Source organism: Vibrio sp. 2130-1 (genome assembly GCF_033339515.1).
In genome coordinates this window covers 1-650 of the sequence record NZ_JAWOUT010000361.1, presented here as the reverse complement: position 1 = coordinate 650, position 650 = coordinate 1, and the positions used below count along the sequence as shown (strand labels likewise).

General features: G+C 44.5%; 2 tRNA genes and 1 rRNA gene. All 3 read left to right on the top strand.

Annotation, left to right across the window (positions count from 1 at the left end):
- Positions 1–77 (top strand): 16S ribosomal RNA (locus tag R7Q09_RS26245); the annotation flags it as partial.
- A 66-nt stretch (positions 78–143) separates the two neighbouring features.
- A tRNA-Ile gene (locus R7Q09_RS26240) sits at positions 144–220 on the top strand.
- A 42-nt stretch (positions 221–262) separates the two neighbouring features.
- Positions 263–338 (top strand) — tRNA-Ala (locus tag R7Q09_RS26235).
- The last annotated feature ends 312 nt before the right edge of the window (positions 339–650 follow it).

The following is a 650-nucleotide window of genomic DNA, read 5'->3' as shown; positions in this document are numbered from 1 at the left end:
CCACTTTGTGGTTCATGACTGGGGTGAAGTCGTAACAAGGTAGCGCTAGGGGAACCTGGCGCTGGATCACCTCCTTAAACGATGATTATTGCGATGAGTGTTCACACAGATTGATACGGTTTATAAAGTAAAGAGACGATACTGGGTCTGTAGCTCAGGTGGTTAGAGCGTTCGCCTGATAAGCGAGAGGTCGGTGGTTCGAGTCCACTCAGACCCACCAATTTCTTTCCCAAGGAATTGGCGACAGTATCGACACCTTGATGGGGCTATAGCTCAGCTGGGAGAGCGCCTGCCTTGCACGCAGGAGGTCTGCGGTTCGATCCCGCATAGCTCCACCATCTTTAAGTGTTCTTGAAAAAGAATCTTTAAAAATGGTTTTCATCAGAAAATCTAGCTCTTTAACAATTTGGAAAGCTGACAAAACAACAATTTATTGTTGTTTGTAAAGTTCTCAATGTTTATCGAAAGATAAACACCAAAAAACACATTCAAGTGTTCTTGGAATTTGAGTCCGGCAAAATCGAATGTCTCTCGCTCATTCAAATAATGAGAGACAACTTTGGTGATTTGAACATCAACTCGAAACTCCTTCGGGTTGTATGGTTAAGTGACTAAGCGTACACGGTGGATGCCTTGGCAGTCAGAGGCGA